This window comes from Mesorhizobium sp. WSM4312 (assembly GCF_002294875.1).
In the GTDB taxonomy this organism is placed as follows: domain Bacteria; phylum Pseudomonadota; class Alphaproteobacteria; order Rhizobiales; family Rhizobiaceae; genus Mesorhizobium.
The window spans coordinates 150,455-174,967 of record NZ_NSFU01000014.1; the positions used below are offsets into that span (position 1 = coordinate 150,455).

Sequence of the window (24,513 nt, forward strand, 5' to 3'; positions counted from 1 at the left end):
TGCAAGGGGAGAAAGGATGCGTCATCCGACCCCGACGTTGGCTGCCTGCCCCCCGCGCGGCCTTCGCAGAGGAAATGCCTGATGACGCTGCATGATGTCGCGCTCGACGACAAGTTCGACCTCGGGAAGGAGCGCATCTTCCTGTCCGGCGCGCAGGCGGTCATCCGCATGCTCCTGATGCAGCGCGAGCGCGACCGCCGCGCTGGCCTGAACACGGCCGGCTTCGTCTCCGGCTATCGCGGCTCGCCGCTCGGCGGCCTCGACATGCAGCTGTGGAAGGCGAAGAAGCAGCTCGCCGGGGCCGACATCGTCTTTCAGCCAGGCCTCAACGAGGAGCTCGCCGCCACCGCCTGTTGGGGATCGCAGCAGACGGAGCTGCTGGGCGAGGGCACCCATGATGGCGTCTTTTCCGTCTGGTACGGCAAGGGCCCGGGCGTCGATCGTTCGGGCGACGTGTTCCGTCACGCCAATCTCGCCGGCTCGTCCAAGCATGGCGGCGTACTTGCGCTCATGGGCGACGACCATATGGCCGAATCCTCGACCAACGCGCACGCCACCGAATTCCTCTTCGTCGACACCATGGTGCCGATCCTCAACCCGGCCGGTGTCCAGGAGATCATCGATTACGGGCTGTACGGCTTTGCCATGTCGCGTTTCGCCGGCGCCTGGGCGGCGATCAAATGCGTCAAGGACAACATCGAATCGACGGCCTCGGTCGATGCCTCGCTCGAGCGATTGAACATCGTCGTGCCGGAGTTCGACATGCCGCCGGGCGGCCTCAACATCCGCCACGAGATCGACATGCTGGGCCAGGAGGAGCGGCTGCACGAATACAAGCGTGCCGCGGCCTCCGCCTTCATCCATGCCAACGGGCTGAACCGCATCGTCTATTCGGGCGGCCGCAGCCCCAAGCTCGGCATCATCACGCTGGGCAAGAGCTATCTCGATGTCCGCCAGGCGCTGGAGGATATCGGCGTCGACGAGGCCGCCGCAAACCGCATCGGCGTGCGGCTGTTCAAGGTCGGCTGCCCCTGGCCGCTCGACCTGCATCACATCGCCGAGTTTGCCCGCGGCCTCGACACCATCGTCGTCGTCGAGGAGAAGCGTTCGCTGATCGAGGTGCAGCTGCGCGAAAGCCTCTACGGCACCGCCTCGCAGCCGGTCATCGTCGGCAAGAAGGACGAGCGCGGCGACTGGCTGTTTCCGGCCAAGGGCGCGCTTGATCCCAACGAGATCGCCATTGCCCTTGGCGAGAGGATCGTCAAGACCATCGGGCCGTCGGAGGAGATCTCGGCGCGGGTCGGCAAGCTGCGCCAATTCCAGGCGATGCTGGCGGACGCCACCGACATCGGTTCGCGCACGCCCTTCTTCTGCTCGGGCTGTCCGCACAATTCCTCGACCAAGGTGCCGGACGGTTCGATCGCCGCCGCCGGCATCGGCTGCCATTTCATGGCGCTTTGGATGGACCGCAACACGCTGGGCTTCACCGCCATGGGCGGCGAGGGCGCGCAATGGGTTGGCCAGGCGCCGTTCTCGAAGCGCGGCCACATCTTCCAGAATCTCGGCGACGGCACCTACAATCATTCCGGCACGCTGGCGATCCGCTTCGCTTTGTCGAGCGAAGCCAACATCACCTACAAGATCCTCTACAACGATGCGGTGGCCATGACCGGCGGCCAGCCGCATGAAGGCGGCCTGACGGTGGACATGATCGCCAGGCAGGTGCGGGCAGAAGGTGTCGACCGCATCGCCATCGTCACCGACGAGCCCGACAAATATGCCGGCAAGGTCGAATTCCCGGCCGGCGCCACCATCCATCACCGCGACGATCTCGATCTGGTCCAGCGCGAGCTGCGCGACGTCAAAGGCGTGTCGATCCTGCTCTACGACCAGACCTGTGCCGCCGAAAAACGCCGGCGGCGCAAGCGCGGCACCTTTCCCGATCCCGACAAGCGCGTCTTCATCAACGAGCTGGTCTGCGAAGGCTGCGGCGATTGTGGCGTGCAGTCGAATTGCGTCTCGATCCAGCCGGTCGAGACCGAATTCGGCCGCAAGCGCAAGATCGACCAGTCGAGCTGCAACAAGGACTTCTCCTGCGTCAACGGCTTCTGCCCGTCCTTCGTCACCGTCCACGGCGCCAAGATCCGCAAGGCCGAGGGCCTTGCCGGCAAGACCGATCCGCTTGCCGGCGTGCCGACACCGGCCGAATTCCCGTTGGGCGCCGAGGGCTGGGCGGCGATCATCGACGGCGTCGGCGGCACCGGCGTCGTCACCGTCGGCGCCGTGCTCGGCATGGCGGCCCATCTCGAGGACAAGGGCTGCGGCATGATCGACATGGCCGGCCTGGCCCAGAAGGGCGGCTCGGTGTTCACCCATGTCCGCATCGCCCGCACGCCGGACGACATCCATGCCATTCGCGTCTCGGCGGGCAAGGCCGACCTCGTGCTTGGCTGCGACCTCGTCGTGTCGGGCGCTAAGAAGGTGCTGACCGCGGTGCGCGAGGGCCATACGATCTTCCTCGCCAACACCGCCGAGATCATGCCCGGCGAGTTCGCCCGCTCGGCGGATTTCTCTTTGCCGATTGAGCGCCTGAAGAAGGCGATCCGCACCGCCGCCGGCGACGACAAGGCGCATTTCTTCGACGCCACCCGCACCGCCACGGCGCTGTTCGGCAATTCGCTCGGCGCCAACATGTTCATGCTCGGTTTCGCCTTCCAGCATGGCGGCCTGCCGCTGTCGGCCGAGGCTGTCGAGAGGGCGATCGAGCTCAACGGCGAAGCGGTGGCGATGAACATCGCCGCCTTCCGCTGGGGCCGCCGCGCGGCGCACCAGCCGGATTTCGTGCGTGGCCTCGTCGCCCAGCCGGGCAAGGCGGGACAAACAACCCCGGTCGCGCAGACGCTGGACGAGATCATTGCCCGGCGTGTCGCCTTCCTGACGGCCTACCAGAACGCCGCCTATGGCAAGCGCTATGCCGACAGGCTGGCGCTGCTGCGCGCCGCCGAGGCCAGGGCCGTGCCGGGCTCGACCGCCGTGACCGAGGCTGCGGCCAGGAACCTGTTCAAGCTGATGGCGATCAAGGACGAGTACGAGGTGGCGCGGCTCTACACCGACGGCTCCTTTGCCGCCGAGCTTGGCAAGCAGTTCCAGAGCTATGAAAAACTCGAATTCCACCTCGCCCCGCCGATCATGGGCCGTCGCGGCAATGACGGCAAGCCGAGGAAGTCGAGCTTCGGCCCCTGGATGATGAAGGGTTTCCGCCTGCTGGCGGCGCTGAGGGGGCTGCGCGGCACCGCTTTCGACCTGTTCGGCTATAGCGCCGAAAGGCGCATGGAACGGCAGCTTTTGGCGCAGTATGAAGGCGATCTTGAACTCGCCGCCAGGTCGCTGGCGCCGGGCAAGGCCGAGGCGGCGGTCGCACTGGTTTCGGTTCCCGCGCTCATCCGTGGTTATGGCCATGTCCGGCAGGCCAGCGCGGAAAAGGCCGCGGGCGAGCGTCGAAGACTGGTCGAGCGACTGACCCAAACCATGCCGGTACCGGTTCTCAGTGCCGCTGAGTGATTCCTCCACCAACGCCCGAAGCCTGGCGCAAGGTTCCTCTTGCCGCTGCGGGCGGGCCGAAGCCGTAGCTTAAGCCCTGTCTAAGCCTTTCTTAAGGCGGTTGTGGCATGACAAGGCTTAGCGTTGGGCCGATCATATGGGCAAAACAAAGACCGAAAGCATCCCCGCGGATGTCTATATCCAATTTGTGCGGTCGTTGTTCGACAACGCGCACATGTTGGTGATCGGTGGCGTGTGCTACTGGATCCTCGGATTCATGATTTATCTGCGCACGCAAAATCCGTTGTTTCTCGCCTTTTCTTTTGTTCTGCTGCCGATCAGCCTTATGCGTTATTTCGGTATTCGCAGCTTCCTGAGGACGGGCGGCGTGATTGCCGACGTCGAACACGCACACCGATTGGAGCGCAGTTACATCCTCAAGGGCTGCTTGCAGGGCCTCGGATTGGGTGCGCTGTGCTTCGTGTCGATCTATGTGTATCCCGATCCATTCGCCGAACTGGCGGCGATGTCGCTGACCCTGGCGACCCTGGTCACGGTTGTCGCCCGTAATTACGGGTCTCCGCGCATGGTGCGGATTTTTTCGGTAACCTTCATCGGTCCGGCGGCGCTAGCGCTCCTGCTGCGTCTGGATGCCCCGTCCGTCGTCCTCGGTCTGATGATCTTCCCGATGACGTTCATTACCATCAACAGCGCCGACCATGTTCGCAACGTGCTGTTTTCCGCGGTCATCGGCCACAAGCAGGCGAAAAGCATAACGCGCAAGTTCGATCGCGCGCTCAACACCATGTCGCACGGCCTGGTCATGCTCGGCCCTGACGGGCGCGTCGCGGTCGCCAACGCCGAGGCCGCCCACCTGATGTCGCTGAAATCGGCCGACGCGCTGCTCGGGCGCTCCATTCACGGCCTTCTGATGCGCGGTGTCGCCGGCGGCATGCTGGCGCCGAAGGACTGCCGCTACGTCGAGGCGCAGCTGACGCGCGCCCTGCGCGAGGGCAGGGACCGCAAGGTGCTTGTTTCGCTCGCCAACGGCCAGCATTACGAATTCTCCGCGCGCGAAGGCAGCCAGGAACTCGGCGTGATCACCTTCGAGGATGTCACGGCGCGCGTCGAAGCGGAGGAAAAGATCCGCTTCATGGCGCGCTACGACAATCTCACCGGCCTTCCCAACCGCGCCTATTTCCACGAACTGGTCGGCGAGCTGATGGCCTCCGGGGACCGGGATCGCCTGTGCGGCCTCGCCGTGATCGACCTCGACGATTTCAAGAGTGTCAATGACACTCTCGGCCATCCGATCGGCGACGGTTTGATCTACGCGGTCGCCGAGCGTCTCGCCGCCGTTGCCGGCCAAGGCATCACCGTCAGCCGTTTCGGCGGCGACGAATTCATGGTCTTCTTCGACCGCATCGAGGATGAGAGCCATCTGACCATGCAGATCGACGAGATCTTCGCGGCATTGCAGGGCGAGGTGGACGTCGCCGGGCATGGATTGCGGATCCAGGCCAGCGCCGGCGCGGTTCTGTCCAAGGTCGCGGAAACCGATGTCGATGCCATGATCGTCAAGGCAGACCTCGCGCTCTACAAGGCCAAGGAGCTTGGCAAGAACGGCTGGCGGCTGTTCGAGGCGGCAATGGACGCCGCCTTCCGCAACCGGCAGCTGATGAAGGCGGATCTCCGCAGCGCGGTGGAAACCAAGAACCTGCGGGTCGTCTACCAGCCGATCGTTGCGATGGACACCATGCGCATCGCCAGCTGCGAGGCGCTGTGCCGCTGGGACCATCCCGATCTCGGACCGATCTCACCCGGCGTCTTCATCCCGCTGGCCGAGGAGATGGGCATCATCTCCGAGATCAGCACCTTTGTGCTGCATGCAGCTTGCACCGAATGCGCCAAATGGCCTGACCAGACCAGCGTCTCGGTCAATCTCTCGGCGAGGGATTTCCGCAGCCGCGACGTCATCCAAAAGGTGCGCGATGCGTTGGCTAATTCCGGCCTCGACGCTAGCCGCCTAGAGATCGAAGTCACGGAAACCGCGCTGCTCGACGACAAATCCATGACCCGCCAGTATATCGAGGAACTGAAGCAGCTTGGCGTCCGCATCGCACTCGACGATTTCGGCACCGGCTATTCAAGCCTGAGCTATCTCCATAAGCTTCCACTCGACAAGATCAAGATCGACCGGTCGTTCGTGATGGACGTCACCCACAATCCGCGCTCGCTCGCGCTGTTGAAGGGCGTCGTCGACCTGACCCGTGTCCTGGGACTCACCGTCACCATCGAAGGCGTGGAAACATTCGAGCAGCTTAAGATCCTCATGCGTTCGGTGAGGCCGGATCTTGTCCAAGGCTTCCTGTTCGGCGCAGCGCTCAGCGCGTCGGGCATCGAGACGATGTCGAACGTCACCTGGCCGTTTGCCGCGGATTTGCGTCTCGCCGCCAAGCGCACAGTCGGCTAGCTTTCGTCGCAGGTTCTTGCCAGTTGAAGCTGATAAAGCGCGTTGCTTGGATCGTGCGACAGGTACGAGCCAGAATATTTGTTTGGTGGCGAAAAAATCCAAAGCAAAGCGCGCAGTAGTTTTGGCCGAATTTGAATAAGCGAAAGGTTTGACTGGATCGGCGCATCTGTCAAAGCGGAACGCTTCAGTGCTTTTCGCGCCCGAGTTTCCAGCGCCCTTCATAGGAATGCAGACTTGGATTCGAACGTCCAAGCTGCTCCTTCAGCAACCACTCTGCAGCCAAGGATCTCTGGCTGTTAAGGTTAACAAGTGGTAAATTAGTGGGATCCAATTTTCAGCTTGTGTCTCATTTCAACTCGAATAGCCTGTTCACAGGCGGATACGAGGACATGAGAATGGATGTTGCGAGAAACGATGCGCGGGTTGGCGCCAGTTCCAATGCTGGGTCGGCGCTGAACCAGTCGATCATGCAGTTGCTTGAGCATGTCGACTACCGTCTCATCACTGGAGGCGAGGATCTGGAGGCGATCTATCGCCTTCGCTATCAATCCTACCTGCAGTCGGGCATGTGCGGCCCGATCGCCAGCGGGATGTTCGAGGATCGCTGGGACAATCTGCCGAATTCTTATCGGTTCGGCGTCTATTTCGATGGACACCTGGTCAGCACGTTACGGCTCCACTACATTTCCCGAGAGCACCCCTATTCGCCGTCCGTCGACGCCTATCCGGAAATATTGGCCGAGCGGCTTGCCCGCGGAGAGACGTTCATCGACGGGACTCGCTTCGCAACCGATGCCGACAACGCGCCCGCGGCCGGAGTTCTGCCTTTTCTGACGCTCAGGCTTGGCATGGTGGCCGCCTCTTACTTTGGGCTCACTGCAGTGCTTACGCCGATCAAGATCGAGCATTCCGCTTACTATGCTCGTATCTTTCATGCCGTTCAGAGGACAGAAGGCAAGGTGTTCCCGGGTGTCCTTGCGCCGATCGCTCTGTTCGAAATCCCCTGCGGCGAAAACTTGCGCCAGACGCTCGAACGGTTCCCGTTCTTTAAGTCGACAGCCGTGGAACAGCGGATGATGTTCGCCAATCCGGCCATCAACCGGTTGACGCCGCTGTCCATTGTGCCGACGGCGAAATACTACCGCGATGCTGCCTGAACGGACGTCATCTCTGCATCTGAACCTTCCCGCGGCTTCGCCGTTATAGGTAGTGGCATCGCCATCGCGTATCGCCGCGATCCTGCCCAACGGGCATTTCGCCCCGGGCTCCTGTCGCATTGTTCGTGGAAAGGAATACGGTCATGACCATCCACTCGCTTGCGCTCACGCCGCTTATCTCGCTGATCGCCGGCGTGCTGATCCTAATCATGCCACGGCTGCTGAACTACATCGTCGCGCTCTATCTGATCGTCGTCGGCCTGCTCGGGCTTTTCCCGCACCTCGCTGGCTGAGGGCTATCGAGCTGGCCTGCCGCAAAGCCGCCCTTCGCCGAACCGGCCGGCGGTTTCAATTTTCCCTTGAGGCAGTTGTCGGCTCCAATGCGGCAATACCGCCATTGCTCTCGGGCCGGGTTTTCGCTATGTGCCTGAAAGATGTCTTCGAAGAGGTATTCCTATGGCTGATCACTCGCCGACCGGTCCTGTCGAACTGGGCGCGAAGATGGACTATGCCGAGCACGACCGCACCTATGCGGGCTTTCTCGCTCTGGCCAAATATGGATCGCTGTTCTGCGGCGCGCTGCTCATCGCGATGGCCTTCGGCTTCTTCGCGGGCGGTTTCTTCTCGGCGACTATCCTCTTCATCCTGATCATGGCCGCCGGCGCCTTCATTCTGCGATAGACCTTCCAAAACCCCATTGCCATTGACGTCGCCGGATGATCCGGCCGACATTTTGCGCAAACAGGTTCCAGCCGAAAGGATCATGCGGTGGGACAGACGGTTTTCATCCCTCGTGAGCTTGATGCGAACGAGCCGCGGGTCGCGGCCTCGCCCGATACGGTCAAGCGGCTGGCGGGGCTGGGCTTCGACGTGATTGTCGAAACCGGCGCCGGCACAAGGTCGCGCATCCCCGACGAAGAGTTTGCCAAGGCAGGTGCCGTCATCGGCAAGGCTGCGGACGTTGCCAAGGCCGATGTCGTGCTGAAGGTCCGCCGGCCTGATGAAACCGAGCTGAAGAGCTACAAATCCGGCGCCGCTGTGATCGCCATCATGGATCCCTACGGCAACGATGCCGCCGTCGCGGCGCTCGCAAAGGCTGGTGTCACCGCCTTCTCGATGGAATTCATGCCGCGCATCACCCGCGCGCAATCGATGGACGTGCTGTCCAGCCAGGCCAATCTTGCCGGCTATCAGGCGGTCATCGACGGCGCCTCGGAATATGACCGCGCCTTGCCGATGATGATGACGGCAGCCGGCACGGTGCCGGCGGCGAAGATCTTCATCATGGGCGTCGGCGTCGCCGGCCTGCAGGCGATCGCAACGGCGCGTCGCCTCGGCGCCGTCGTCACCGCCACCGACGTGCGCCCCGCCGCCAAGGAACAGGTCGCCTCGCTCGGCGCGAAGTTCCTGGCCGTCGAGGACGAAGAGTTCAAGGCCGCCGAAACAGCCGGCGGTTACGCCAAGGAAATGTCCAAGGAATACCAGGCCAAGCAGGCGGCACTCACCGCCGAGCACATCGCCAAGCAGGACATCGTCATCACAACGGCGCTGATTCCAGGCCGGCCGGCGCCGAAGCTGGTGTCGGCGGCGATGGTCGCCTCGATGAAGCCGGGCTCGGTGCTCGTCGATCTCGCCGTCGAACGTGGCGGCAATGTCGAGGGCGCTAAGCCGGGTCAGGTGGTGACTACGGCCAATGGCGTAAAGATCGTCGGCCACCTCAACGTGCCGGGCCGCGTCGCCGCGTCCGCATCGCTGCTCTATGCGAAGAACCTGTTCGCTTTCCTCGAGACGCTGGTCGACAAGACCACCAAGACGCTCGCCATCAAGCGCGATGACGAACTGGTCAAGGCGACGATGCTGACCGATGGCGGCAAGGTGGTCCATCCGGCCTTCGCCAAGGCCGACCAGCAGCCGCATGTCGAACCCGCGGCGATCCCGGCCACGACCATGGTCGCCGATGCCTCGGCAGCGCCCAAGAAGCCCGCGCCCAGGAAGACGGCCTCATCCAAATCGTCCTCGCCCAAATCGTCCTCGCCCAAGTCGTCCTCGCCCAAGTCGAAAGGCACCGCGTGATGGATCAGACCCTGCAGAAAGCCCTCGACCAGCTCGACCAGGCAAGTGCGGCCGTCCGGCTGGCGGTGCAGAACCTGGCCAATGCTCCAGGCGGCGCCGAGGCGGCGGGTGATGCCGCGCACGCCCTGTCCGGCGGCGCCATCGATCCCTTCGTCTTCCGCTTCGCCATCTTCGTGCTGGCCATCTTCGTCGGCTACTATGTTGTCTGGTCGGTGACCCCTGCGCTGCACACGCCGCTGATGGCCGTCACCAACGCCATCTCGTCGGTCATCGTCGTCGGCGCGCTGCTCGCCGTCGGCATCGCCGCTTCCGGCGTTGCCGCCGGCTTCGGCTTCGTGGCGCTGATGCTGGTCTCGGTCAACATCTTCGGCGGCTTCCTCGTCACCCAGCGCATGCTGGCCATGTACAAGAAGAAGGACAAGTAGAGCGCCATGAACGCCAACTTCGCGTCCTTCCTCTATCTCGTCTCCGGCGTCCTGTTCATCATGGCGCTGCGCGGCCTGTCGCATCCGACCACCAGCCGCCAGGGCAATCTCTACGGCATGATCGGCATGGGCATTGCCATTGCGACCACGCTGGCGCTGGCAACCCCGTCCGCGGGCCGCTTCGGCCTCATCGTCCTCGGCCTCGCCATCGGCGGCGGCGTCGGTGCCGTCACCGCGCGCCGCATCGCCATGACCTCGATGCCGCAGCTGGTTGCCGCCTTCCACTCGCTGGTTGGCCTCGCCGCCGTCATGGTCGCGGCCGCCGCCATCTATGCGCCGGAAAGCTTCGGCATCGGCACGGCGGGCGACATCCACGCCCAGGCACTGATCGAGATGAGCCTCGGCGTCGCCATCGGCGCCATCACCTTCACCGGCTCGGTCATCGCCTTCCTGAAGCTCGACGGCCGCATGTCGGGCAAACCGATCATGATCGGCGGTCGCCACTTCATCAACGCGGCCCTCGGCGTCGCGCTCATCGTGCTGATCGTGCTTCTGGTCACCACGGAATCGAAGCTGGTGTTCTGGCTGATCGTCGCCGCTTCGCTGGTGCTCGGCATCCTTTTGATCATCCCGATCGGCGGCGCCGACATGCCGGTCGTCGTCTCGATGCTGAACTCCTATTCGGGCTGGGCGGCGGCCGCGCTCGGCTTCACGCTCGGCAATCTGGCGCTGATCATCACCGGCGCGCTAGTCGGCTCGTCCGGCGCGATCCTGTCCTACATCATGTGCAAGGGCATGAACCGAAGCTTCATTTCGGTCATTCTCGGCGGCTTCGGTGGGGAAACGGCGGCAGCAGCCGACGACGGCATCGAGCGCACGGTCAAGCAGGGTTCGGCCGACGACGCCGCCTATCTGATGATGAATGCGCAGAAGGTCATCATCGTGCCGGGCTACGGCATGGCGGTCGCCCAGGCACAGCACGCGCTGCGTGAAATGGCCGATAAGCTGAAGGCCAACGGCGTCGACGTGAAGTACGCCATCCACCCGGTCGCCGGCCGCATGCCCGGCCACATGAATGTGCTCCTGGCCGAAGCCAACGTGCCCTATGACGAAGTGTTCGAGCTCGAAGACATCAATTCGGAGTTCGCGCAGGCCGATGTCGCCTATGTCATCGGCGCCAACGACGTCACCAACCCCTCGGCCCGCGACGACAAGTCGTCGCCGATTTACGGCATGCCGATCCTCGACGTCGACAAGGCCCGCACCTGCCTGTTCGTCAAGCGTTCGCTCGGCTCCGGCTATGCCGGCATCGATAACACGCTGTTCTACAAGGACGGCACCATGATGCTGCTCGGCGACGCCAAGAAGATGACCGAGGAAATCGTCAAGGCCATGGATCACTGATCCGGCCGATAGGCGGAAATAGCAACGAGCCCGAAATAGCAACGAGCCCGGCTCTGGAGCCGGGCTCGTTGATTTCTGGCGTAAGCCTGCGTTTAGCGGCTGCTCAGGAAAGCCGCTTCCTCTTCGTCGCGCTGCCTGCCGCCGAGCGCTGCGGCCGCACTGGCGATGAAGGCGCCGATGACCAGAGACAAGGCGCCGAGCAGCGCGAAGTTCGCGCTGGCCTTCCTGGCGCTATCGGCCGCCTGCTTGGCCTTGACCTTGGCGTCCTCGACCTTGGCAACCATCGCATCGACACGCGCCTTGGCGTCGGCCTCGGAAAGGCCGGTGCGGGCGGCGACCAGTTGCGCCAGGTAGGTCTTGTCGTCGGCCGAAATCTCGCCCGCCGCGGCGCTGGCAATGAGGATACGCGAGGCCTGGCCTACAGCGGCGGCATCGCCATCCGGAGTGGCAGCAGCCAGCTTGCTCGGATCGGCGGGACGAAACAGCGAATCCACCAGATAGGAGGTCGCGCTGTTGGCCGGCGCATTGCCGGCGTTGCCGGCGGCACCAGCAGATGCTCCCATGGCTGCGCCCGACGCCGCTGTGGACACGGCCTGTACGCCCGAGCCAAGCACTGCGGAAAGCGCTGAGCCGAGGACGCCGACGACAAGCAACGTGGCCAATGCCCAGGCAAGAAAGCCGTGAGCCGTGTCGCGGAAATAAACCTCGTCAGTGTGGATGCCGACCCATTTGGTGCGCAAGCGCCCGGCAAGGTAGCCGCCGACGCCGGAGGACAGCCACTGCACGATAACCAGCCAGATCGCGGTCGACGCCGCGAAGGTGGTGATCGACGCGCCGGAGCCCGACCATGGCGAAACCATGGTGAGCCCAAGCCCGGAGCCGAGCAGCATGAGGATGAAAGTCAGCGTCGAGGCGGCGAAGGCGCCAGCGATGATCGGCCCCCAGCTGACGGCTGTCGCGGAGGATTCTTCTGAAGCGGACAGGTCGATAGCCGATACGGTGGGCTGCATTAACGCCCCCTACCGTACGAACAACATGATGAGGATGATGATCGGGATCGGAATACCGAGCAACCAGAGCAAAATGCCACGTCCCATGAAAGCCTCCTGTGGGAAATTGTGATCGATGTTGGCACAATGTCCCGTGAGGACTTCCGTTCCGGCGGGCTAGAAAATGATTTTGTTTGCCGGCGATGGAACAATTCGGAGCGCGGCTCCGCAGCAATGTCTCAAATGATCCTGTTGCGGTTTGACCCATGGATCGCATCGGGCAAAAGCGGAAATCCGGGGCTTCGACGGCGCGCGACCCCTCCCGACATCTGCATCGATGCGCCCGGCTTTGACCGGGCCGCGTTCCATCAGCGCCGAGCGCTGCCCTGGCAGACTTCTTCAGCGCATCGCTACAGTCTCAAAGCCCGTCGCATTGAAGCGGATTCAGCCGGCGCGCTTTAAGCTCGTCTGCATGTCGTTCGCCCAAAACCGCTGCACGGTTTTGGGTGATGACATGCATCAAATATCCAGATTGGCGACCGACAGCGCGTTGTCCTGGATGAATTCGCGCCGTGGCTCGACCTCGTCGCCCATCAGCCGCGAGAACAGGCTGTCGGCATCGGTCGCGTCGTTGACCTTCACCTGCAGCAGCGACCGTACATTCGGGTCGAGCGTGGTTTCCCACAATTGCTCGGCGTTCATCTCGCCGAGACCCTTGTAGCGCTGCATGGTCAGCCCTTTGCGGCCGGTCGCAAAGACCGCGTTGAGCAGCGCCAGCGGTCCCGAGACGGTTTCGGAGACATCCTTGCGGCGCAGCACCGGCGGCGTCCCGTAGACCTCGCTGAGGCGCTGTGCGTAGCGGTCGAGCTGGCGGGCGTCGGCCGAATTGACCAGCCCCATGTCGAGATGGGCGTATTCCTTGACGCTGCGCACGGTGCGCTCGAAGACATAGCCGCCGCTGCCGTCATTCGAGGTCGACATCCGGCCGGTCCAGCCGCGCTCGGTGTCCTCGGCTATGATGTCGAGGCGCTGTGCGATCCGCTCCGCCATGGCGTTGGCGCGGCCAAGATCGCTGAAGACGTCGGGGTTGAGACCGCCGGCGATCGATGCTTGTTCGACCACGCCTCTGTTATAGCGCGTGTGCAGGCCGTTGATGAGCTGGCGCACAGCCAGCGCATCGTCGACCGCACCGCGCAGATCCTGCCCGGTCCGCACTTCCCCCGAGCCCAGCGTCAGCGAAGCGTCCTCCAGCCCGGACTCGATCAGGAACTCCTCGAAGGCGCTTTCATTCTTGATGTATTGCGAGCTCTTGCCGCGCGTCACTTTGTAGAGTGGTGGCTGGGCGATGTAGAGATGGCCGCGCTCGATCAGCTCCGGCATCTGCCGGAAGAAGAAGGTGAGCAGCAAGGTTCTGATATGAGCGCCGTCGACGTCGGCGTCGGTCATCAGGATGATCTTGTGGTAGCGCAGCTTGTCGGCGTTGAACTCGTCCTTGCCGATCGAGGTGCCGAGCGCCGTGATCAGCGTGCCGATCATGTCGGAGCCGAGCATGCGGTCGAAACGCGCCCGCTCGACATTGAGGATCTTGCCGCGCAGGGGAAGGATGGCCTGGTTCTGGCGCGAACGGCCGCCCTTGGCCGAGCCGCCGGCCGAGTCACCCTCGACGATGAAGATTTCGGATTTCGCCGGATCGCGCTCCTGGCAGTCGGCCAGTTTGCCGGGCAAGGAGGTAACGCCGAGCGAGCTCTTGCGGGTGATGTCGCGCGCCTTGCGCGCGGCTTCGCGCGCCGCCGCGGCTTGGATCACCTTGTCGATGACCACCTTGCCTTCGGTCGGGTGCTCTTCCAGCCAGGTGCCGAGCGCCTCGTTGACCAGCCCCTCGACCACCGGGCGGACCTCGGAGGAAACCAGCTTGTCCTTGGTCTGCGACGAGAATTTCGGATCGGGAACCTTGACCGACAGCACCGCCGTCAGCCCTTCGCGGCAATCGTCGCCGATCAGCGAGACCTTTTCCTTCTTGGTCAGGCCCGAGGAATCGCCATAACCGGTGATCTGGCGCGTCAGCGCGCCACGGAAACCGGCCAGATGGGTGCCGCCATCGCGCTGAGGGATGTTGTTGGTGAAGGCCAGCACGTTCTCGTGGTAGCTGTCGTTCCACCACATCGCCACTTCGACGGTAATGCCGTCGCGCTCGGCCTTGATGGCGATCGGCTTCTCGATCAGCGGCTTCTTGACCCGGTCGAGATATTTGACGAACTCCTCGAGACCGCCATCATAGTGCAGTTCATGCCGCACGACGTCGGCGTGGCGGGCGTCGGTCAGTATGATGCGCACGCCCGAATTGAGGAAGGCAAGCTCGCGCAGGCGGTGCTCCAGCGTGCCGAAGTCGAACTCGACCATGGTGAAGGTTTCGGCCGACGGGAAGAAGGTGATCGAGCTGCCGCTGCGGCCCTCATAGGTGCCGGGCTGCCTGTCCTGCTCGTAGCTGCCCGTGGCCTTCAACGGCGCATCGGCATTGCCGTGCGTGAAGCTCATTTCGAAGATCTGGCCGTTGCGGCGGATCTTGAGCTTCAGCCATGCCGAAAGGGCGTTGACCACCGAGACGCCGACGCCATGCAGGCCGCCCGACACCTTGTAGGAATTCTGGTCGAATTTGCCGCCGGCATGCAACTGCGTCATGATCACTTCGGCCGCGGAAATGCCTTCGCCGGTGTGGATATCGGTCGGAATGCCGCGGCCATTGTCTATGACCGTTACCGAACCATCGGGGTTGAGCGTCACGGTGACGAGGTCGGCGTGCCCTGCCAGGGCCTCGTCGATGGCGTTATCGACCACCTCGTAGACCATGTGATGCAGGCCGGAACCGTCGTCGGTGTCGCCGATATACATGCCCGGGCGTTTGCGGACTGCGTCCAAGCCCTTCAAAACCTTGATGGAATCGGCGCCGTATTCGGCTTCGGCGCCGTTGGTGTTCTCGATCTGGTCGCTCATGAAAACCTATTGTCTAGATGCCGCTTGTACAGCGCGAAAAATCGGCCCCGAATCGCGCGTCTGATATAGCGTAGATATAGGCGCTAAAGGCGGTTTTTCCAAGGTTTGCGGGCATTTCCGGGCCGAATCCCGGGCTGGCAGCCGGCTATTTTTTCCGGGCGTTCAATTTGGCGAGAAGGCCGCGCAAATATTTGATCGTGGGTTTGTCTCTTGGAGCCAGCCGACCCGTGCGGTCGAGCTCCAGCGTCAGGTTCAGCGCCTTGGTCAGCACAGCCTTCGGATCCTTCGCCACATACGCATAGTTGATGTAGGCCTGTACCAGATCAAATTGCCAGATCGCATTGTTCGGATCGGACTGGGCCAGTTTCTGGCGGATGCCGAGGCTGGCCTCGAAGGCCTTCTCGGAGCCCTCGAAGTGGCGCTGCTTGGTTTCCAGCATGCCGATTTCCGAGAGCGTGATCGACAGGTCGCGTTGCCAGTCGGAATTGCCTGGATCGAGCTTGGTCAGCCGGTCGACAATGGCAAGACTATCCTGGTAGTTTTGCAATGCGCCGCCGACATTGCCCTGGGCATCAAGCACACCGGCAACTTTTTCCAGGCAGACCGACAGGTCGCGCTGCCAGTCGGTGTTGCCAGGGTCATCAGCGGCAAGTTCGCGCGCCACGGCCAGCGCTTGCTGATAGGAAGCCAGCGCGGCCGGCCAGTTCTCCTGGTCGTTGAGCGCGTTGCCGATCTTGGCGTAACTGATCGACAGGTCGCGCTTCAAGTCGGTGTCGTTAGGGTCACGGCGCACCAGTTCCTCGGCGATCGCCTGGCTCTTGCTGTAGGCCACGAGCGCACCGGCGGCGTCGCCGCGCTCGCGCAGTACATCCCCGATCCTCTCGTGGCTGACGGAAACCGCACGCTGGCGCTCAGGGTCCTCGGGTTTGTTCTCAGCCAGCACAAGCCGAATTCTCAGGCTCTCTTCAAAGGCCGTCTGGGCGCCGTCCAACTGCCCGGCGGTCCGGGCAAGGTCGCCGATTTCATCATAGGTTATGGTCAGGTCGCGCAGCAGGTAGGCGCTGTTCGGCTGGGTATCGGCCAATTGCTGCTTGATCGACAGGCTTTCCTGGTAGGCCTTGGCCGCCGCACCCACATCGCCCTGCGTTGCCAGCACGTTGCCGATCTTGTCATTGGCCATGGCAAGATCCCCGAGCCAGCCTTTCTCGTCCGGCGTGCTTGCGGTCAGGTCCTGCAGCATGTCCCGGGCTGCCTCATAGTGCTCCAGAGAGGTTGGCAGGTCGCCCTGCACCATCTTTATGTTGGCGAGCTTGATGTGGCTGATGGCGAGATCGCGCTTGACGCTGGGGTCGGTTTCCTGGCGCGACCGCTGTTCGAGGTTGGCCAACAGTGCGGTAAAGGCGCGGCCGGCCGCCTCGACATTGCCCACCGTCGTATAGAGAATTCCGAGTTCCTCCAGCGTGCGGCTCTGGCGATCGGCCTGCTCCAGGTTGAGCGAGGTCTGCCCGGCCTCGCCATAGAGCGCCAGCACCGATTCATAGTCACCGATGGCCGTGGCGTAGTCGAGGTCGGCGCGCGCCGCACCACCGGATAGGAAACGCGTCGCGGCCTCGGACAGGGTGCGGCTGACGAAATTGACCTTCAGCGCCTGGCGCGAAACATTGTCGATGTCGGCGGCCTTGGCCAGAAGAGCGCGGGCACCATCGAAGGCGCCGAGCGAAAGCTGTTCCTCGGCCTGCCGGCGCAATTCCGCCACCTGCGGATCGTCGGAGGCGAGCGTCTTCATTTCGCCGCGCACCTTGACGAAGGCGTCGGCGGCCTCGCGCAGCCGGACGTTCAGGCTGTCGGCGGAGAGATGGCTGGCGTCGGAACTGATCAGCGCGCCATAAAGCGGCGCCAGCGGCATGTCGGCGTCGCTGGCGATCTGTTCGACCTCGCCGCGCATTTCCGGGGTCACGTCGGCCATGGCGAGCAGCAGCCGTTCGCGCTCCGGCAGCTGTTCCTTGGCCGCAGCGGCAAAGAACAATTTCGGCAGGCCGCTTTCGACATAGGGCAACTGCTTGCCGCGCGACAGGTCATAGACCTCCTGCTGCACCAGCGTCAGCACCGAGCGGATCTCCAATCCATCCGTGCCGAGATATTTGGTCAGCGCGGTCGTGAAGGGCGAGTTCTGGCCAGCGCCGTCGGCGGCGGTCTCGCCAGGCGCGGCCGAGAAGGCGAACAGGATGTTTTCGGCACGCCCGACGCGGCCGAGGCCCGGCTTGACCTTGTCGGCGACATCCTTCGTCAGCGAAGTCGCGCCACGCCCTTCGCCGCTGCTTGCCGAGAAGGGATCGCTGCGGCACGCGTCGAGCACGATCAGCCCGACCTTGGCGGTCGCGGCGACGGCATCGCGCACCTCCTCCAGCGGCAGACTGGTCTTGTTCAGTTGATCGAGCGAAGACGCGTCGGCATCGACCGGCAGCAGCCGGTTGTCGCCTGAGATTTCGACGCCATGGCCGGAGAAATAGACCAGTGCGACATCGGCGCCCTTGGCATCCTGGCGAAAGTCGTCGAGCGCGCGCCGCATGCGTCGAAGGTCGCGGTTGGTTTCCAGGGTGACCTCGAAGCCGAGCTTCTTAAGCGCGGCTTCCATAGCCTCGCCGTCATGGATGGGATTGGCCAGCGGCCGCACCAGCCGATAGTCGTCCTCTGCCATGACCAGCGCCACGCGCCGTTCCGCCACCGCGGTGGCGGTGGTCGCAATCGTCAGCAGCAAGGCAAACAGCAAGCGCAAGTCGAACCGCCCCCGGCTCAGTCACTTGCCGACCATTCCACCTCTTTACGGCGCGGGCAAGCCGGCGCGTTTGGCCAAACACCGGCCCTTTCAGGCAGCGCGCAGCGGCTTCAGCGCTTCGCTCCAGCGCAACAGCTCGTCCAGCATGGTGCTGGCGCCGCCGGTCACCTGTTCGCTGGCGCTGAAGGCGCCGTTCTCGTCGAGCAGCTTCTGATACATCGGCAGCGCGACGCCTTCCGGGATCGGCATGATCCCCACCGACGTCAAAAGGGGCTTCAGCGCCTGCGCGGCGCGCAGGCCGCCGGACACGCCGCCATAGCTGAAAATGGCGGCCGGCTTGTACTTCCATTCGCGCAGCAGGTAGTCGATCGCGTTGACGATCGCGGGCGCTGCGAAATAATTATACTCCGGCGCCACGAACACGAAGGCGTCCGCGGCGTCGATCGCCTTCGACCAGGCCTTGGTGTGATCGTTCTGATAATTGCCAAGCCTTGGATGGTGCGGCTCGTCCAGCACCGGCAGGTGGAACGCGGCGATGTCGGTCAGCACCGGCTCGAATTTCCCGTGCTGGCGCGCGAATGTCTCCAGCCACTCGGCAAAAATCGGGCCGGCGCGGCCGGGCCGCGTGCTGCCGATGATGATGCTCAACTGGTGCTTCAAGGCGGGCTCCTTTGTCAGGCGGTATCTGTTGGTGACTGTCACTACGGCAGAGCGTGCCGGCGGACAAGGCGGGATGCCGGAGCGGGCGGTCACGATCGGATGAACGGAGCGTTTGCCGGGCGCCGCGAATTGCCTGCCGTCCGGTCACATGGACGTCGGGATCGCCAGCCACTACATTGATGTGAGCAGCGGAGCACTTCATGGACATTCAGCCCGCCCCCTTCGTTCCTCCCGCGCCGAAGCCGCGCACCTCGCCGCCTTCGACGCTGGAGATGATCCGCATCGTCTATCGCAATCCGCTCGAACTCTGGGGCGAGCCGACCTACAACGAGCCGTGGATTTCCGCCAATGGCGTCGGTGGCCATCTGATCGTCGCCAACGATCCCGGCCTCATCCGCCATGTGCTGGTCGACAACGCCAAGAACTACAAGATGGCGACGGTGCGCCAGAAGATCCTGCGGCCAATCCTGCGCGATGGCCTGCTGACCGCCGAGGGCGAAGTGTGGAAACGGTCGCGCAAGGCGATGGCGCCGGTGTTCACGCCGCGCCATATCTTCGGCTTTGCCCAGCCGATGCTGAAACGCACCACGGAGTTCATCACCCGCTACGAGGCGGGCGGCACATCCGACATCGCCCACGACATGACATTGCTCACCTATGATATCCTGGCCGAGACGCTGTTTTCCGGCGAGATCGCGGGCGAACCGGGCAGTTTCGCCAACGAGATCGACCGCCTGTTCGAGACCATGGGCCGTGTCGATCCGCTCGATCTGTTGCGCGCCCCCGACTGGCTGCCGCGTCTGACACGCATCCGCGGCCGCAAGACCATGGCCTATTTCCGCAAGATCGTGACCGATACGGTCAAGATGCGCGAGGAGAAATTCAGGCGCGATCCCGACGCGGTGCCGCAGGATTTCCTGACGCTGTTGCTCAAGGCCGAAGGTCCCGACGGGCTGACGCGCTCGGAGGTCGAGGACAACATCATCACCTTCATCGGCGCCGGTCATGAGACCACCGCGCGGGCGTTGGGCTGGACGCTTTACTGCCTCGCCGAATCGCCATGGGAACGCAATCGGGTCGAGCAGGAGATCGATGAGGTGCTGGCGCGCGAACCCGATCCGACGAAGTGGCTCGACGCCATGCCGTTGACCCGCGCCGCCTTCGACGAGGCGCTCCGGCTCTATCCGCCGGCGCCCTCGATCAACCGCGAGCCGATCGAGCCGGAGATGTGGAAGGACCTTTATATCCCCAAGCACGCGGCCGTGCTGGTCATGCCCTGGGTCGTCCACCGCCACAGGAAGCTGTGGGACAGGCCCGATGCCTTCCTGCCCGAGCGCTTCCACCCGGGCAACCGTGAAAAGATCGATCGCTTCCAGTATCTGCCCTTCGGTGCGGGGCCGCGCGTCTGCATCGGTGCCAGCTTCGCCATGCAGGAGGCGATCATCGCGCTCGCCATCCTCTTGTCGCGCTTCCGCTTCGACACCACTGCCGAGACCAGGCCTTGGCCGGTGCAGAAGCTGACGACCCAACCGCAAGGTGGGCTACCTATGCAGGTCACGCCGCGCTAGGCGTGCCTTTCAGGCGGTTGCGGTGAATCAAGCCGCGGGCTTGCGCTGCTGGAACTGGCCGGCGGCGCGGAAGCGCCAGAGGTAGCTGGGCAGGATCGTCCCGATCGATTGCGGCTGGATGCCGAGCCCGGCGAGTGTCCTGTTGGCCTTGGCGGCGGCTTCCGAGACGATGTTGTGCTCGCGCAGCTGCATCACCTGGTCCTTGGTCAGCATCGGATTGGGCAACAGGCCGAGGATCGAGGCCTGGATGTTGGCCACCCACCACGGCACCGGCACCAGCAGGCGCTTGCGCTCGATCACGGTCAGCAGCTCTTCCATGCACTCCTTGAAGGTGAGCACGTTGGGGCCGCCGAGTTCGTAGATCTGGCCGCGATTGATCTTGCCGTCGACCGAGCGCGCCACCGCTTCGGCGACGTCGCCGACATAGACCGGCTGGAACTTGGTCTGGCCGCCGCCGATCAGTGGCAGCACCGGCGAATAGCGCGCCATGCTGGCAAAGCGGTTAAAGAAGCTGTCTTCCGGTCCGAAATTGATCGACGGCCGGAAGATCACGGCGTCGTTGATCGTCTCGAGCACGGCCTTCTCGCCAAGTGCCTTGGTGCGCGCGTAATCCGATTCGGAGTCCGCATCTGCGCCAAGCGCTGAAATATGGGTCAACCCGGCACCGACCGAACGCGCCGCCTCGGCGACCGCGCGGGAGCCGAATTCGTGCACAGCGGGGAATTTCTGCCGGCCGGTCTCATGCAGGATGGCGACGAGATTGACGACATGGTCGGCTCCTTGCACGGCGCGGTCGACTGACCAGCGCACGCGCACATTGGCCTGCACCGGCTGGATCTGACCGACATTGCCGAGCGGCTGCAAATGGCCGGCAAGATCGGGCCGCCGGCAGGCAACCCGGATTCGATAGCCGCGCTTGGCCAGCGCGCGCACGACATGGCGGCCGACAAAGCCAGACCCGCCAAAGACGACGACGAGCTTTGGGGTCTGCAGGATTTCGGTCATGGCTGGCTCCGGCGCACTTTCCAGATGGCTTGGCTGAAGCCGTTTCATAGTCGGTTTTGCGCCAAAGGCAAAGGGTGACGCGTCGTCGCGTCACCCCTCTTGAAAGCTTGTCAGAGTGCCTTGCCGATGCGGGCCTCGACCGAGTGGCGTTTGCCGCCGCGAATGGCGAGGAACAACAGGATCGCGGCCTACAAAAGCGACTTTTCGGCACCCGAAAACCCCTGGCCCATGGTCAGCCAGTGGAACCAGACGGTGACCAGCAATACGAAACGCAGAAAACCCCGCCGAAGCGGGGCTTTCCGGATGACATCCATGCGAAGCCAGGGGCCGACGGAGCGGCCTGACCTGAGACGGTATCAGGAGGGCGTGAAGCAAGTACGCCCACCCCAGCCCTGAACATCCGACATAGTGCCACCGACCTTCTTGCAGGCCGCGATGAAATCGGCGCTGCAATTGGCAAATTTGGCGTGGCCGTTCTTGCAATAATGGTCCTCGGTGGCGCCACCGCTCGGGGCGGTGATGACGCCGGGGGTGGACGGCTTGGCCGGAGCAGCCTTCAACGTGGCCGCCTGGGTTGCGCCCATGAACGAACCGAGAAGAAGGACGGCGGTGAGCATCGTGATCTTGGTGTTGGTCATGACAATTTTCCTTTGATGTCGGTTGAGGTTCCGAGGTGCGAAGGACTTCCCTCCGCATGAAGCAGGCTTTTGCTTTCGTTTGCTGTTTCCCTCGGTGTGGATCGGGCAAGCTCGCCTTGCCCTGGACAAAGCTGGGTGGTCGCAACGGGCAAAAAGGTTCAGCGGCGCGCAAAAAAAATCGCACCGCCGCGCGCCCCGCGCCGACAGCCTTCAGGTAACTGTCTGAAATGATGGATTATTCAGGCCGAATAGCGCTCGGCGAATTCGGAAATCCGCTGCACCACCGCCTTGGGCGCGGTGATGCCGCGCGCCTGCGCCTTCTCGGCGGTTTCAGCCCGGGCGCGGCCCGGAACATGCACGCCGAAGCGGCGGCGCAGGCGGTCGAGCTGGTCCTTCATGCGCTGTTCGAAATCCGGATCGAGCAGCTTGGGCTCGACGGCCAGGACGAACAGGCCGGTTCCGGGGCTATCCGGGCCGCCGGTGAACCACGGCGCGTCGAGCGACCAGTTGGCGCCCGACAGGCCGGCAGCCAGCACTTCGACCATCAGCGCGATGTTGGCGCCGCGCTGGCCGCCAAAGGCAAGCATGGCGCCCTTCATGGCCGCCGCCGGGTCGGTGGTCGGGTTGCCGCTGGCGTCCAGCGCCCAGCCTTCGGGGATTTTCTTGCCGTCTTCGGCCGCCTTGCGGATGTTGACGAAGGCAGTGGCGCTCGACGACTGGTCGATGACCAGCGGCGCGCCGTCGGCGGCGGGCGCGGCAAACGACATCGGGTTGGTGCAATAGACCGGCTTGACCGAGCCCGAGCCGGCAAGAACCGCCGGGCCGTTGGTCGCGGCGAAAGACACCAGCCCCTGCGCAGCCAGCCTGCCGGTAAAGTAGCCGAGCGCGCCGCACGTATAGGCGTTCTTCTGCGAGAAGATGGCGACGCCGAACAGCTTTGCCGCCTTGGCAAGATCGTCGATCGTCCGGTCGAAGCCGGTATGCGCCAGTCCGCCGCGTGCATCGGAGAGATAGACGGCCAGCGCCGGCCTTGTGATCACCGGATCGGCATTGCCGTCGATGCGCCCGGCCTCCAGCGCTTCGAGATAATCGATGAAATGCGACAGGCCGACGGTCGAAAGCCCTTCCGCCTCGGCGGCGATGATCGAGGCGGTGAGCGACTGCGCCGCCTCCTCATTGGCGCCGGCGCCGAGTGCCGCCATCCGGCACAGTCCTCTTGCCTGGTCGAGACTGAGTTGCATAGTAGCTGCCTCTAAGGGAGTAGTGGGTAGGGAGTAGTGAATAGGGCATGAAGCGAGCCGCTTCTACTCACTATTCGCTACTCGCTCCTCACTAACCGACCTTGACCGGAATCCGCGCCTCGATCCGGCTGAGGGCAAGGACCAGAATGCCGGTGATCGCCATATAGATCAACGCCAGCAGCAGCAAGGGTTCATAAGTAAGGTAGGTGTCCTGCCGCACCTTGCCGGCGACGGCGAAGATATCGATCACGCTGATTGTCGCCACCAGCGGCGTCGACTTCAACTGCAGCACGGTCTCGCCGGTCAGCGTCGGCAGCGCCCGGTAGAAGGCCTGCGGCAGCCAGATGCGCCGGAGGATCTTCCAGCGGCTCATGCCGAAGGCGCGGGCGGCTTCCAGCTGCCCCTTGGGCACGCCGGCAAAGGCGCCGCGCATCACTTCGCCCTCGTAACCGGCGAAGGACAGCGTGAGAGCCAGAACGCCGTACGGCCATGCCTGCCTCAGATAGGGCCACATCCAGGAGTCGCGGATCCATGGATATTGCGGGAACAGCGAGCCCAGCCCGTAATAGAGCAGCCACAGCTGCAGAAGCAGCGGCGTGCCGCGGATGATGGTGCAGAAGACTTTCGCCGGCGCCGCGACCCAGATTGAGCCGGCGGCCTGTGCCAGCCCGACCGGCACTGCGATCAGGAAGCCGAGCGCGCAGGTGACGGCCAGGATCCACAGGGCCCGCCAGATGCCCATCAGGCCCATTTCCCAATATTGCGGCAGCCAGTTCCAGCGCATGAAATAGGCGGCCGACAGCACCAGCCCCAGCGCGATCAGGACGAGGACGATGCGATGCGGCTGCAGCCAGAGCGAGGCGCGCGCCGCCGTGTTGATGATGGCCGCTTCGCCCGCCATCAGCGTGCCTCCTTGACCGAAGGCATGCCCCGCCGCGCCCATTTCTCGGCGCGGCCAAGCAGGAAGTTCGAAAACAGCGTCACCGCGAGATAGAGAACGCCGGCGGCGAGATAGAATATCAGATAAGCCTTGGTGACGCCTGCCGCCTGCCGTGTCGCCAGCGTCAACTCGAAGAAGCCGACGACGGCCAGCAGCGCGGTGTCCTTCGTCGCGATCAGCCACAGATTGGCGAGACCTGGAATGGCAAAGGGCAGCATCGCCGGCAGCGTGATGCGCCGCAAGAGAAGGCCGGGAGACATGCCGAAGGCGCGGGCGGCTTCGATCTGGCCTTGCGGGATGGCCAGGATCGCGCCGCGCATGACCTCCGTCGAATAGGCGCCCTGGCAGAAGCCGAGCACGGCTATGCCGGCCACCAGCCCGCTAATATCGACACGCTGGTAACCGATAGCGGTCAGCACCTGGTTAATCAGGTCGGTGCCGGCATAGTAGAGCAGCAGGATCAGCACCAGTTCCGGCACGGCGCGCACCACGGTGGTGTAGACCGCGAGCAGGTCGCGCACGACAGGTCCGCCATAGAGCTTGCCATAGGCGCCGCAGATCCCGATGAGCAGGCCAACGATTGTGGCACCGACGGCAATCTCGAGCGAATGCAACAGCCCGAGCATGAGTGTG

The 24,513-nt window shown here is 63.7% G+C and carries 19 protein-coding genes and 1 pseudogene; 10 read left to right on the forward strand and 10 right to left on the reverse strand.

The features are described from left to right. Positions 1–81 precede the first annotated feature (81 nt). The 8 genes from CK228_RS23920 (at position 82) to CK228_RS23955 (ending at position 11,072) form a co-directional block, all read left to right on the forward strand. Positions 82–3,561, forward strand: coding sequence for an indolepyruvate ferredoxin oxidoreductase family protein (locus CK228_RS23920; RefSeq protein WP_095789449.1), 3,480 nt, complete (start codon positions 82–84; stop codon positions 3,559–3,561). A 136-nt stretch (positions 3,562–3,697) separates the two neighbouring features. Continuing rightward, on the forward strand, positions 3,698–6,013 hold the full coding sequence (locus CK228_RS23925) for an EAL domain-containing protein (protein WP_095789450.1): 2,316 nt from the start codon (positions 3,698–3,700) through the stop codon (positions 6,011–6,013). Between the two features lie 395 nt (positions 6,014–6,408). Further along, on the forward strand, positions 6,409–7,170 hold the full coding sequence (locus CK228_RS23930; protein ID WP_095789451.1) for a hypothetical protein: 762 nt from the start codon (positions 6,409–6,411) through the stop codon (positions 7,168–7,170). Positions 7,171–7,313: 143 nt separating this feature from the next. After that, positions 7,314–7,463 carry a DUF3096 domain-containing protein gene (locus CK228_RS23935; RefSeq protein WP_015314280.1) on the forward strand — a complete coding sequence of 50 codons (150 nt, stop codon included), beginning with the start codon at positions 7,314–7,316 and terminating at the stop codon, positions 7,461–7,463. Between the two features lie 163 nt (positions 7,464–7,626). Beyond that, positions 7,627–7,851, forward strand: a complete 225-nt coding sequence (locus CK228_RS23940) for an aa3-type cytochrome c oxidase subunit IV (RefSeq protein ID WP_095771597.1) — start codon at positions 7,627–7,629, stop codon at positions 7,849–7,851. An 87-nt stretch (positions 7,852–7,938) separates the two neighbouring features. Further along, positions 7,939–9,243, forward strand: coding sequence for a Re/Si-specific NAD(P)(+) transhydrogenase subunit alpha (locus CK228_RS23945; protein WP_095789452.1), 1,305 nt, complete (start codon positions 7,939–7,941; stop codon positions 9,241–9,243). Continuing rightward, positions 9,240–9,668, forward strand: a complete 429-nt coding sequence (locus tag CK228_RS23950; RefSeq protein ID WP_027023845.1) for a proton-translocating transhydrogenase family protein — start codon at positions 9,240–9,242, stop codon at positions 9,666–9,668. The genes CK228_RS23945 and CK228_RS23950 overlap by 4 nt, the downstream gene beginning before the upstream one ends. Before the next feature lie 6 nt (positions 9,669–9,674). Beyond that, entirely contained in the window at positions 9,675–11,072 is a 1,398-nt protein-coding gene (locus CK228_RS23955) for an NAD(P)(+) transhydrogenase (Re/Si-specific) subunit beta (RefSeq protein WP_095771600.1), read from the forward strand. A gap of 92 nt (positions 11,073–11,164) precedes the next feature. Here CK228_RS23955 and CK228_RS23960 read toward each other — a convergent pair whose 3' ends face one another. Next, positions 11,165–12,082, reverse strand: a complete 918-nt coding sequence (locus CK228_RS23960) for a hypothetical protein (RefSeq protein ID WP_095771601.1) — start codon at positions 12,080–12,082, stop codon at positions 11,165–11,167. Between the two features lie 126 nt (positions 12,083–12,208). Between CK228_RS23960 and CK228_RS34880 the strand changes: the two genes are divergently transcribed. Next, the gene (locus CK228_RS34880; RefSeq protein WP_142887455.1) at positions 12,209–12,523 is read left to right on the forward strand and encodes a hypothetical protein; all 315 of its coding nucleotides are present in this window, start codon (positions 12,209–12,211) and stop codon (positions 12,521–12,523) included. A gap of 57 nt (positions 12,524–12,580) precedes the next feature. On the opposite strand, the gene gyrB is transcribed toward CK228_RS34880, so the two are convergent. From gyrB to CK228_RS23975, 3 genes are all read right to left on the reverse strand, one after another. After that, positions 12,581–15,052 carry a DNA topoisomerase (ATP-hydrolyzing) subunit B gene (gyrB, locus tag CK228_RS23965; RefSeq protein WP_095771602.1) on the reverse strand — a complete coding sequence of 824 codons (2,472 nt, stop codon included), beginning with the start codon at positions 15,050–15,052 and terminating at the stop codon, positions 12,581–12,583. Positions 15,053–15,197: 145 nt separating this feature from the next. Further along, complete coding sequence (locus tag CK228_RS23970; protein ID WP_245438100.1) at positions 15,198–17,828, reverse strand: caspase family protein; 2,631 nt, start codon at positions 17,826–17,828, stop codon at positions 15,198–15,200. A 90-nt stretch (positions 17,829–17,918) separates the two neighbouring features. Then, positions 17,919–18,488 (reverse strand): NADPH-dependent FMN reductase, encoded by a 570-nt coding sequence (locus CK228_RS23975; protein ID WP_095789493.1) that lies wholly within the window; start codon positions 18,486–18,488, stop codon positions 17,919–17,921. A 200-nt stretch (positions 18,489–18,688) separates the two neighbouring features. Between CK228_RS23975 and CK228_RS23980 the strand changes: the two genes are divergently transcribed. After that, the gene (locus tag CK228_RS23980; RefSeq protein WP_095789453.1) at positions 18,689–20,056 is read left to right on the forward strand and encodes a cytochrome P450; all 1,368 of its coding nucleotides are present in this window, start codon (positions 18,689–18,691) and stop codon (positions 20,054–20,056) included. Between the two features lie 27 nt (positions 20,057–20,083). Here the strand turns inward: CK228_RS23980 and CK228_RS23985 are convergent, their stop codons facing one another. The 6 genes and pseudogenes from CK228_RS23985 to CK228_RS24010 form a co-directional block, all read right to left on the reverse strand. After that, positions 20,084–21,061 carry a complex I NDUFA9 subunit family protein gene (locus CK228_RS23985; RefSeq protein WP_095771937.1) on the reverse strand — a complete coding sequence of 326 codons (978 nt, stop codon included), beginning with the start codon at positions 21,059–21,061 and terminating at the stop codon, positions 20,084–20,086. 110 nt (positions 21,062–21,171) lie between these two features. Next, positions 21,172–21,330: pseudogene (locus CK228_RS35875) on the reverse strand (DoxX family protein); the annotation flags it as partial. An 87-nt stretch (positions 21,331–21,417) separates the two neighbouring features. Next, the gene (locus tag CK228_RS23995) at positions 21,418–21,699 is read right to left on the reverse strand and encodes a hypothetical protein (RefSeq protein WP_095771604.1); all 282 of its coding nucleotides are present in this window, start codon (positions 21,697–21,699) and stop codon (positions 21,418–21,420) included. 239 nt (positions 21,700–21,938) lie between these two features. Next, positions 21,939–22,940 carry an Ldh family oxidoreductase gene (locus CK228_RS24000; RefSeq protein ID WP_095771605.1) on the reverse strand — a complete coding sequence of 334 codons (1,002 nt, stop codon included), beginning with the start codon at positions 22,938–22,940 and terminating at the stop codon, positions 21,939–21,941. A 91-nt stretch (positions 22,941–23,031) separates the two neighbouring features. Beyond that, on the reverse strand, positions 23,032–23,841 hold the full coding sequence (locus tag CK228_RS24005; RefSeq protein WP_095789494.1) for an ABC transporter permease: 810 nt from the start codon (positions 23,839–23,841) through the stop codon (positions 23,032–23,034). Then, the gene (locus tag CK228_RS24010; protein WP_019862781.1) at positions 23,841–24,506 is read right to left on the reverse strand and encodes an ABC transporter permease; all 666 of its coding nucleotides are present in this window, start codon (positions 24,504–24,506) and stop codon (positions 23,841–23,843) included. The genes CK228_RS24005 and CK228_RS24010 overlap by 1 nt, the downstream gene beginning before the upstream one ends. Positions 24,507–24,513 lie beyond the last annotated feature (7 nt).

Excerpts from the sequence above, each read along its gene's own strand:
- CK228_RS23935 (WP_015314280.1), top strand. The coding sequence starts at position 7,314 with ATGACCATCCACTCGCTTGCGCTCACGCCGCTTATCTCGCTGATCGCC.
- CK228_RS23960 (WP_095771601.1), bottom strand. The coding sequence starts at position 12,082 with ATGCAGCCCACCGTATCGGCTATCGACCTGTCCGCTTCAGAAGAATCC.
- CK228_RS24000 (WP_095771605.1), bottom strand. The coding sequence starts at position 22,940 with ATGCAACTCAGTCTCGACCAGGCAAGAGGACTGTGCCGGATGGCGGCA.
- CK228_RS24010 (WP_019862781.1), bottom strand. The coding sequence starts at position 24,506 with ATGCTCGGGCTGTTGCATTCGCTCGAGATTGCCGTCGGTGCCACAATC.
- gyrB (WP_095771602.1), bottom strand. The coding sequence starts at position 15,052 with ATGAGCGACCAGATCGAGAACACCAACGGCGCCGAAGCCGAATACGGC.
- CK228_RS23940 (WP_095771597.1), top strand. The coding sequence starts at position 7,627 with ATGGCTGATCACTCGCCGACCGGTCCTGTCGAACTGGGCGCGAAGATG.
- CK228_RS23995 (WP_095771604.1), bottom strand. The coding sequence starts at position 21,699 with ATGACCAACACCAAGATCACGATGCTCACCGCCGTCCTTCTTCTCGGT.
- CK228_RS34880 (WP_142887455.1), top strand. The coding sequence starts at position 12,209 with ATGTCCCGTGAGGACTTCCGTTCCGGCGGGCTAGAAAATGATTTTGTT.
- CK228_RS23920 (WP_095789449.1), top strand. The coding sequence starts at position 82 with ATGACGCTGCATGATGTCGCGCTCGACGACAAGTTCGACCTCGGGAAG.
- CK228_RS23980 (WP_095789453.1), top strand. The coding sequence starts at position 18,689 with ATGGACATTCAGCCCGCCCCCTTCGTTCCTCCCGCGCCGAAGCCGCGC.
- CK228_RS23925 (WP_095789450.1), top strand. The coding sequence starts at position 3,698 with ATGGGCAAAACAAAGACCGAAAGCATCCCCGCGGATGTCTATATCCAA.
- CK228_RS23930 (WP_095789451.1), top strand. The coding sequence starts at position 6,409 with ATGGATGTTGCGAGAAACGATGCGCGGGTTGGCGCCAGTTCCAATGCT.
- CK228_RS24005 (WP_095789494.1), bottom strand. The coding sequence starts at position 23,841 with ATGGCGGGCGAAGCGGCCATCATCAACACGGCGGCGCGCGCCTCGCTC.
- CK228_RS23985 (WP_095771937.1), bottom strand. The coding sequence starts at position 21,061 with ATGACCGAAATCCTGCAGACCCCAAAGCTCGTCGTCGTCTTTGGCGGG.
- CK228_RS23955 (WP_095771600.1), top strand. The coding sequence starts at position 9,675 with ATGAACGCCAACTTCGCGTCCTTCCTCTATCTCGTCTCCGGCGTCCTG.